General features: G+C 58.4%; 10 protein-coding genes and 1 pseudogene. 6 read left to right on the forward strand and 5 right to left on the reverse strand.

Features of this window, described 5'->3' with window-relative positions; all coding sequences use genetic code 11:
- Positions 1–26: 26 nt before the first annotated feature.
- Complete coding sequence (locus tag FHT28_RS35050; RefSeq protein ID WP_168598813.1) at positions 27–1,388, forward strand: cation diffusion facilitator family transporter; 1,362 nt, start codon at positions 27–29, stop codon at positions 1,386–1,388.
- A 99-nt stretch (positions 1,389–1,487) separates the two neighbouring features.
- On the forward strand, positions 1,488–1,763 hold the full coding sequence (locus FHT28_RS35055) for a metal-sensing transcriptional repressor (protein ID WP_168598814.1): 276 nt from the start codon (positions 1,488–1,490) through the stop codon (positions 1,761–1,763).
- A gap of 275 nt (positions 1,764–2,038) precedes the next feature.
- Here the strand turns inward: FHT28_RS35055 and FHT28_RS35060 are convergent, their stop codons facing one another.
- From FHT28_RS35060 to FHT28_RS35075, 4 genes and pseudogenes are all read right to left on the reverse strand, one after another.
- Positions 2,039–2,749, reverse strand: a complete 711-nt coding sequence (locus tag FHT28_RS35060; RefSeq protein WP_168598815.1) for an RNA polymerase sigma factor — start codon at positions 2,747–2,749, stop codon at positions 2,039–2,041.
- 38 nt (positions 2,750–2,787) lie between these two features.
- Positions 2,788–3,111, reverse strand: coding sequence for an amicyanin (locus tag FHT28_RS35065; RefSeq protein ID WP_168598816.1), 324 nt, complete (start codon positions 3,109–3,111; stop codon positions 2,788–2,790).
- 7 nt (positions 3,112–3,118) lie between these two features.
- Positions 3,119–3,637, reverse strand: a complete 519-nt coding sequence (locus FHT28_RS35070; protein ID WP_168598817.1) for a DUF4142 domain-containing protein — start codon at positions 3,635–3,637, stop codon at positions 3,119–3,121.
- A 142-nt stretch (positions 3,638–3,779) separates the two neighbouring features.
- Positions 3,780–4,771: pseudogene (locus FHT28_RS35075) on the reverse strand (ISKra4 family transposase); the annotation flags it as partial.
- 373 nt (positions 4,772–5,144) lie between these two features.
- Here FHT28_RS35075 and FHT28_RS35080 point away from each other — a divergent pair.
- A complete protein-coding gene (locus FHT28_RS35080) occupies positions 5,145–5,495 on the forward strand; it encodes a TraR/DksA C4-type zinc finger protein (RefSeq protein WP_168598818.1) in 351 nt (116 codons plus the stop codon).
- Between the two features lie 70 nt (positions 5,496–5,565).
- Here FHT28_RS35080 and FHT28_RS35085 read toward each other — a convergent pair whose 3' ends face one another.
- On the reverse strand, positions 5,566–6,174 hold the full coding sequence (locus FHT28_RS35085) for a J domain-containing protein (protein ID WP_047562124.1): 609 nt from the start codon (positions 6,172–6,174) through the stop codon (positions 5,566–5,568).
- 395 nt (positions 6,175–6,569) lie between these two features.
- On the opposite strand from FHT28_RS35085, the gene FHT28_RS35090 reads away from it, so the two are divergent.
- The 3 genes from FHT28_RS35090 to FHT28_RS35100 form a co-directional block, all read left to right on the forward strand.
- Positions 6,570–7,259: a carbonic anhydrase gene (locus tag FHT28_RS35090; RefSeq protein WP_037201150.1), complete on the forward strand. Its 690-nt coding sequence runs from the start codon at positions 6,570–6,572 to the stop codon at positions 7,257–7,259.
- Between the two features lie 4 nt (positions 7,260–7,263).
- Positions 7,264–8,790, forward strand: a complete 1,527-nt coding sequence (locus FHT28_RS35095; RefSeq protein WP_168598819.1) for a SulP family inorganic anion transporter — start codon at positions 7,264–7,266, stop codon at positions 8,788–8,790.
- A 246-nt stretch (positions 8,791–9,036) separates the two neighbouring features.
- A partial coding sequence (locus FHT28_RS35100) for an ATP-binding cassette domain-containing protein (protein WP_145676538.1) occupies positions 9,037–9,203 on the forward strand: 167 nt, incomplete at its 3' end.

Here is a 9,203-nt window from a genome sequence, read left to right on the forward strand (position 1 = left end):
GGATTGGATCTGACGACGAGGCTTTCATGTTCACGACTATCAAGGAATGGCTCGCTTTCGGAGGCGCTGATGTGCTCCAAGGGCATGGGCATGGACACGGCGCCCATGGCCACTCGCATGGGGAGGGTGGGGGGCACGGCCATACCCACGGGGTGGTCGACCCAAGCATCGCGACATCCGAACGCGGCATCTGGGCAATCAAGTGGTCTTTCGTGATCCTCGCGATCACCGCGATCCTACAGTTGATCGTCGTCTTCATTTCCGGTTCGGTGGCCTTGCTTGCCGACACCATCCACAATGTCGGCGACGCGACAACCGCCATTCCGCTTTGGATTGCCTTCGTGCTTGTGCGGCGACCGGCGACAGCCCGGTTCAACTACGGGCTTGGCCGCGTCGAGGATCTGGCGGGGATGCTCATCGTCCTCATCATCCTATTCAGTGCTATCGTGGCCGGCTATGAGGCAGTCAATCGTCTGATCCACCCACAGCCGATCACACAACTTGGCTGGGTCACCGCTGCAGGCATCATCGGTTTCCTTGGAAATGAAATCGTTGCGATCTTCCGCATCAAGATCGGCCGTGCGATGAACAGTGCCGCCCTGATCGCCGATGGTTATCACGCCAGAACCGATGGTCTCACGAGCCTGGCCGTTGTTCTGGGCGCGATCGGCGTCTACCTGGGCTTCCCGCTTGCCGACCCGATCATCGGGCTTCTGATTACGATCGCAATCTTTGGCATCGTCTGGCAGTCGGCCCGTGCCGTCATTACCCGGAGCCTTGACGGTGTCGAGCTGGGCATTGCAGATGAAGTCCGCCATGCGGCCGCACACGTACCGGGCGTCGCCAAGATCACCGATGTCAAAGCTCGATGGCTTGGCCACAAGCTGCACGCCGACGTCACGATCGCAGTCGAGGACGGTAAGACGCTCGCCGAGGCGAATGGCATCGCACTTGCCCTTCGCGAGGAATTGCATACTCATCTTGCGCCGCTAGGCAGCGCGACGATCCAGTTCGATACCGCGGGTGCCTCAGCCGTGGCCGCCAATCACGGCGATCAGGGGCATCACCATGCTCCCGACCCGTTCACCGTCAACTCCTCGCTGGCGACCGGGCTTCTCGAGATCGTTGATACCCCCGACGGCGAGCGGATGCGGCTGTCGATCGCCAGCCACGATCGCGATCTCCAGGCGGTGGTGAACATCCAACGGCCAGGCGGTGTCATCGAAACGTTGCCGCTGTTGCCATCCCCGATCGACCATCATGCAATGCAGAGCGCGGAAGCTCCCGCCGAACCGCATGAGTTCGATGCCGAACTCGTTCTGAAGGCAGGTGACAAAGTCGAAGTCCTTCCGTTCCGGATGGACGAGCCGGAAGAGCATCATCATTGAAATCGTTCGAGATTGCGGGTTGCGACCCCTTGACCCCCAGTCAAGTGCGCTTCCGGGCCAACATTGACACTCATCCCCACTAGGGGGATACAGGACGATATGACCGAGCACACCCACGCCACCCATCCAGAGATTATAAAGCGCCTGAAGCGGGCCGAAGGGCATCTGAAGAGCGTCATCGCCATGATCGAGGGTGGCAAGCCATGCATTGATATCGCCCAGCAGCTCTCCGCTGTCGAGAAGGCGATCGTTAACGCCAAGCGGACGCTCATTCAGGATCACCTCGATCACTGCCTTGAGGAAACGGTCGGTGCACTGCCGCGGGACAAGCGGCAATCCATCGACGAATTCAAGTCGATCACAAAGTTTCTTTAGGGCCACGGCTGGCCTGCCGGCCTATCTCGCGCCCCTTGTGGCCGCATTGGACGCGACGACGATCCCGCCCATGCAGTCGGAGGCGATCCTTGCAGGGCTGCTTCTAACGGAAAACTAATCGCTCCCCTGTTGTCGATCGCGGAAATGATCGGGCGAACTATGGCCGCCCGGCCATTATTGTCGGCAGCGAGCCACGCCCGGTCGGTGCGGCAAGGACATGCGCCTCTCCGTTTTCCGCGCGCGATAACGTTCTGCCGTCATCTTGCGACGATCAGCTATCGAGTAATCCGTAGTCGTTCGACGACACGGTCGGCCATCGCTACGCATCGCGCTCCGTCGAACGGAAACAGCGAAGAGAATGCCCCCACTAACTGCTTTTCGATAGCAATCCGCATCATCTTGCGTGCGCGGTGTAACCGCGTCTTGGCCGTTGCAGGCTTGATGTCGAGATACGACGCTGCCTCCTCCGTGCTCATTCCCTCTACGTCCCGCAGCACGAAGATCACGCGGAATTCATCGGGTAACCTGTCGACCGCCCGTTCGAGTAGACGGCGCGCTTCTGCGCGGGAGAACTCGGCCTCGGGGTCATCGACCGAGAACGGGGTCGGAAATTGTAGCAGCGCGCCCCGTCCTGACTCTGCAGTCATGTCGACCTCCTCCAAACCGACGTTGCGCTGCCGGCGTCGTATGCGCCCGAGCGCCTCGTTGAGCGCGATCCGGGTAAGCCAGGTGGAAAGCTGGGCCTCGTCGCGAAATGCATTGAGATGGGTGAAGGCGTGCACATAGGTCGCCTGAACAATGTCCTCCGCTTCTGTGTCGTCCCGGACGATGGCACGTGCCGATCGAAACAGGCGGCGGTTGTGTCGCTGCACAAGGACACGTATGGCCTTCTCGTCGCCCATCCTGGCATGAACGACGAGATCGGCATCGGGTAGCCTTGCCATGTCTGGCACGTACCTCGGTGCCGCAGTGGGAATGCCAACCATGATCACTCCAGCATAATTCCATGCATCCACCGCCAAACCTATGGCAGGACATCAAGCGTGCCGGTCATCATCGGGTGAAAGCGGCAATAGAAATCAACTTTTCCTGCTTGTTTGACCGTCATGCTTTTTTGCGCCTTCGGCGGCAGATCAATGTCGAAGCTCTTGTCGCGTGCCGTCACGCTATGGCGGAATATATCATCATTACGCCAGGTGATCACGTCGCCGACATGCAACGGCGGCACCGCGCCGAATTGCATCTGCGCGATGATGATGTCGTGATTGGCGGCGACCGCGCTCGCAGGGCCTCCAACTACGAGCCCTGCGAATACGAACGCGGTAAGGATGCGAAGCAGGGGGCGCATGGCGAGCCTACTTGACCATCGATGAAAGATGCTCGGCGTGCGTCTGGTGCTCCTTGAAGAGCTTCAGACCCGTCTCCAGCAGCGATTTCAGTTCGCCATTCTGAGCCGACGGGATCAGCAGTGTCTCAAGCGCGCCGTTGACCTGCTTGTGATAGGTCACCTCGTTATCGACATAGGCCTTGTCGAAGGCTGCGCCATGAAGCTTGGAGAGCTTTTCCAGTTCCATCTTGGCGGCAGACGACAGCGACTTGCTGGTGTCGTTGTCTTCGGGCTTGACTTTCAATTTCTTGAGAAGGGCAAGCGCCTCTTGGTTCACGGCCGTATGGTCGCGCTCCATTGTCTCGGCGAATTGCCGGACCTCGGCATTCTTGCTCATCTTGAGAGCTTGCTTGGCGGCGGCGATGTCGATCTCGCCAGCCGTGTAGGCGATATGCGCGATCTGCGGATCCGTCGGCTTGTCGGCTGCAAGCGCCGCAGTTGCAAGTGCCGCAGCCATCGCAGTTGCCGTGAGAAGTCGCTTGAACATGTTGGTCTCCTATCCACCGTGGGAAAACTCCAGACGCCTCCGGCATCTGAAACAGCCATTAGATGCTGCTTCCGGCAAAAGGTTCCCGAATTTCTTTCTACGCTGGCCTGGCGCGGTGTACGGAGTGGAGAAAAGATGGGGGTTACGCTGCAATACTGAGCTTTGCCTGCTTGAGACGACCATCGGCGAAGGCGGCTCGGACCTGTAGAACCCGATGAGCGCCAATCGGCGACCAGCGCATCTGACGCTTCTTGTTCATTCGGGCATTGACAAGGCTCTTGGCTGCACTTTCGGCCGGGGCGCTGGATATTGCCAGGCCGGACCAGTATCGCCGGCAGTAGTTGACGATCGAAGCTGCGTTTTGCACCAGGTAGGTGCCAAGATTGTTGATCAGTTCGCGTAGACGCCTGAGCTTCCCGGCAGCGTCACGCAGTCCGGGATGCTGATCCAATTGTGCGATCCTCTTCATTACTGCTTCACTTGCCTCTCGGACATATCCACTCCAAAGCAGATGTCGAAGCCTTGGCACATGTACTGCCACGTCTAGAAGATAGACGTTCAGATCTTGGCGACGTCTGATGCCTTTCCAGGCCATGCTTTGCAAGCCGACTTCCCTGTCACTGAGAACAGTAACGTCTCGGCCGGGGAGCCATCCTTGTGCTCGCAACGCCGCGCGAAGGATATCCTGCTTGCCGGTAGCGACATGAGACGCGCCGGCAAACTGACGCGGTGCTCGGCCTTGCGCCACAACCCGTCCCATGGCGACCTCGAAATGCCGGCTTTGATAGCCGGGAACCGCGCGAATGTAAGCGCCATCGATGAAAACAGAAACGGGAGACCTGCTGGCACGGCTGATCCGATAAGGGCTCGCGACGTTCCACCTTTCGATCTCATCAGCAACCTTAACCAGCTGGTTGCTCACGGATCGATGATTATGGGCCTTGCGGCCGGAACAAAGGTATCAAGCACACGAGCAGCTTCTCGAAAGGACTGACGGGAACCCAGCTCAGCTTGGATCCGCTCCAACTCCGGCGTTACTGTGCCGTCCTGCAAGGTCTCCACGCGTCCGGCGCACGGTCTTGAAGTCGATCCGCATTCGCAGTTGCACCACCTCGGTACGCGCATAGAGCAAGCTCGAGGAGCAAGCGATAAGATGTGCAGGCGGTTGCCTCGCTTTCAGTGCTGGAAGCGGAAAGCAACTTCTCTAGGAACACCGCGCACCAAGCCTAAATAAATAGTACCGCGCAAGTTGGCTCTCACCGACGGTGCTTGGCCCCAAGCTGACCGCAGGTAACCTTGATTCCGATCAATGCAATGGACCCGCGATACGCTAGGTTTTTTTCAAGCTGGTGGTTTACGGCACCTGCGTTGCAGCTCGTGGCCAAATAAACAAAGAAAGCGAAGATAGGTATTTCACTGTCGGATCGTTGGCTTGCTCACGATCAGCGGCTAGAGCCGGGAAACAACAAGGGTCGGTAACGAATATGAGGCCGACTGGAGAATGACCATGCAAAAGCAGTCCCCCTCATCGTCGAGGCAATATATCGAAAAGTACAGGGCTCTCCTCGACCAACGCCGGCGCGAGTTGCAAACCCGCCTCCGCGCGATTGAGTATGATTTCGAGCAGCCCCGCAATCCTGATGATGATGATCGTGCGACAGAGCGAAATAACGATGAAGTCCTGGGAGAACTCGGCGAGGCCGGACAGAAGGAGCTCCTAGCTATCCAAGCGGCTTTGGACCGGATTGAGGCTGGCACTTTTGGCACCTGTGTGAAGTGCGGCACACCAATCGGTGAGCAGAGGCTTGAGGCTGTCCCACACACGCCTTTCTGCCAATCTTGCGCTCATTCGATTTAACGCCTCGCTTGCACGCTCAAAAGCGCCTGACCTCAACACGCCGAATAGAGAAGAGCGGATGGAAGATCTTTCAGCAAAATCCGTTCAGTTTAAGGATCTTATGCGCTTCGATCGATGCTCGAAGCTCGTCCTCGGAAGTGCGGTCGCCTTGGTTGGCATCCGGATGGTGCATTTTGAGCCTTTCCTTATAGCGGCTTTTGATTTCCTCCGGCGTTGCAGCTGGCGACAGACCGAGTGTCTCAAATGCCTTTGCTTCCAGCACCTTGAGTTTGCGTATCAGGAGATCCGCCTTTTGCGCCTTGCGCTGCGCGGCAGTTTTGCGGGCATTCAATGCCTTTGCAGAACCGGAACGGACGTTGCCCGGGAGCGGAGTTTCGGACGCCTGACTGACGCTGGTCCCCCAGGTCGGACGGCCGCCAGTGGCCGCTTCCTTCTGATAGCGGGCAATGTCCTTGTCAGATAGACCCGTCGCGAAATTGTAGCCCTTGTTGTACTCCTTCACGTGCTCAAGACAGAAGAACAGGTACAGGCCTTCTGCATCCCGACCCACCGGGGCGCGGTGCGTACCATTCTTTTCGCAGCCGTCCCATTGGCATCTGGGACCGCTGGGTTCACTCTGCGGGACAGACCTCTTACGAGTCGATTTAAGGCCAACAAATATTTTCGAATCAAGCGTCATGGCACTTATATGGCGGCAACGCTTCATCTCGGCAAGGAATAGCGAACTGGCTGTTGGCGGATTCCAGTCAATCTGTGGATGGCCCAGCCAATTCACCAACCACCTGAATTGTGAATAAAGCTCTCACGGGTTGATGGTTCGATTCTCATCGGGAGACACTTCCACCGAAACGAATTTGAGATTTCAACGTCCATCACGATAAGCGGGCGTCGACTAAAATCATTTCACAATCCACTCACAAGATTTTTATAAATTAGATTACACTAATTCCGGGTCGGCTATTTTCTTCCCGGCGACTTCACCTATCTCGCACTTGCGAAATGATCGCGCATTCCAACCCGCCGGGCATGGGTACGCCCCCTGCCCGCCGTCCGGCCCATTACAAGGACTCGCCAATGGGTGATTTGCTCAAAGGGATCTCCAGCTTTCGCGGTGCCGTCTTTCCAGACCATCAGGCACTTTATCGCAAGCTGGCGGAGGAGGGACAGCAGCCGCAAGCGCTGATGATTTCCTGCGCCGACAGCCGGGTGATGCCCGAAACGATCACGCAGTCCGGCCCCGGCGAACTCTTCGTCTGCCGGAATGCCGGAAATATCGTTCCCCCGTTTTCGACGGCCAATGGTGGCGTATCATCGGCGATAGAATATGCCGTCGTTGCACTTGGCGTTCGTGATATCATCGTGTGCGGGCATTCCGACTGCGGCGCCATGAAAGGGCTTTGCCACCCCGATCTCCTGAAGCCGATGCCGAATGTCGCTGCGTGGCTGAAACACAGCCATGCGGCCCATTCGATCGTTTGCGAAGCCTATCCTGCCGATCTGCCCGAGCGCCAAAGGGTTCGCGCCATCGCCATGGAAAACGTCGTTGTCCAGCTTGACCATCTGCGCACGCATCCTTCGGTCGCGGCCAAGCTGGCGACCAATGACATTACCCTGCATGGCTGGTTTTTTGATATCGAGACCGGGGAAGTGCTGGTCTATGACGGTGCGGCCGCTCGGTTTACGGATATCATTGAGGACAGGCCTTTGCCCGTCGCAGTCACCGGTCGTGGTCGTCCACATGTGATGCCACAAGCTGCGGAGTAGGCCGATGATGTCAAGCTCTGTTCTTTCGCGAGACTTCGCATCGTCGCTTGTCGTGTTTCTCGTTGCTATACCGCTTTGCCTCGGGATTGCTGTGGCTTCAGGCGTTCCGGTGGCCATGGGTCTCATTTCAGGCATTGTCGGCGGCATTGTCGTCGGCCTTTTGGCCGGATCCCCACTTCAGGTGTCGGGTCCGGCGGCGGGGTTAGCCGTGATCGTCTTCGGCTTCGTCGAGCAATACGGCGCCGCCATGCTCGGGCCGGTGCTCATCGTGGCGGGATTGCTGCAGGTCCTTGCCGGATTCCTGAAGATTGGATCGTGGTTTCGCGCAATTTCGCCTGCGGTGGTCCACGGCATGCTCGCCGGGATCGGCATCCTCATCATTCTTGGCCAAGTCCATGTGCTGATGGGGGCAAGACCTGCTGCCGGAGGCATCGAGAACGTCACCGCCATGGAGCAGACCCTCGGTCGCGTGTGGGGCTCCGGACTGACCCGGGAATCGGTTGCCCTACTCGTGGGCTTGATCTCCCTACTGGCCATGATCGCATGGGAGAAGTTCAGGCCGAAGCCATTCATGCTGGTGCCCGGGGCTCTGGTGGGGGTCGCGGCTGGCACGATATTGACGGTCGGGATGCAGCTGCCGATCACCAGGGTGGAGGTGCCGTCCTCTCTCATCGACAGCATTTCGCTGCCGGCACTCGATGGTTTTGCCAGGATGGTCGAGCCCGGTATCATTATGACGACGCTGGTTATCGCGGTGATCGCCAGTGCGGAAACGCTACTGTCGTCCGCGGCCGTCGATCGCATGCATGATGGCGTGCGAACCCGCTTCAACAAGGAGTTGTTCGCGCAGGGCATCGGCAATGCGCTTTGCGGTCTGCTTGGTGCGCTGCCGATCACGGGTGTCATCGTCAGATCGTCCGCCAATATTCAAGCAGGCGCACGCAGCCGGGCATCGGCCGTGCTGCATGGTGTTTGGATCCTTGGACTGGTGGCATTTCTGCCGCAGTTGCTCGCGATGGTGCCGCTGACTGCACTTGCCGCGGTGCTGCTGGTGACAGGATGGCGGCTGATCAGTCTCCACCACGTCCGGCACCTGTTCGATCATCACGGCTGGGTTCCCGTTGGGATCTGGACCGCGACGGTGGCGATGGTGGTACTTCAGGACCTGCTCGTCGGCGTGGCGCTCGGCCTTGCACTGTCCATATTGGAAATCCTTCCGCACCTGCGTCGCAAACTTGCCATCGACCGGTTGGAGGATGAGGAAGGCATCCATCTCGACCTCGTGGGCGTGGCGACATGCAAGGACGTTCCTGCCCTGCTCAACACGCTGGAAACGCTTCCCGAGGGTCGCAAGATCAGGATCGCGGGTGCCCGCCTGCATTATCTTGACCATACGAGCGCCGAGATCCTGCGTGAATGGCTGAAACGACAGAAGAAATCAGGGCGCGTCGTCGAAATTGAGCATCCGCCGGTCGGACGCCATCGGCGGCTTAAACCGATCTTTGAACGGCTGTCAGAGGAAGTTGCCTGATCGGCGGAGAGCGCACCAGCTACCTTGCGACAATGTTCTTGCCCCGCTTGCCGGGGCGAGGCACGCACATAAGCGAAGCGCGAAACATTCCGTCATTTCCATTGCCGCGGCCATACGAGATGCGACGTTACAAGCGCGGACACCTGCCCGGGGAGGCACTCGGCTTGACGGAAGAGTTCAATTCGTGACAGTTTTATGACAAGCAATTGCTGGGCATAGCAGCAAAACATCTGGCGCATTTGGCAAATGGCATTTCTTGATCTGATCAACGTTAGCAAGTCATTTGGAAGCCTGCCGGTTGTCGAGGAATTCACAGTCCAAATCGAGAAGGGAGAATTCATCTCCTTCCTCGGACCATCAGGCTGCGGCAAGACGACCGTGCTGCGCATGATTGCCGGCTTCGAGACCCCGAC

Origin of the sequence: Rhizobium sp. SG570, from assembly GCF_012275345.1 — a bacterium.
Lineage (GTDB): Bacteria > Pseudomonadota > Alphaproteobacteria > Rhizobiales > Rhizobiaceae > Rhizobium > Rhizobium lusitanum.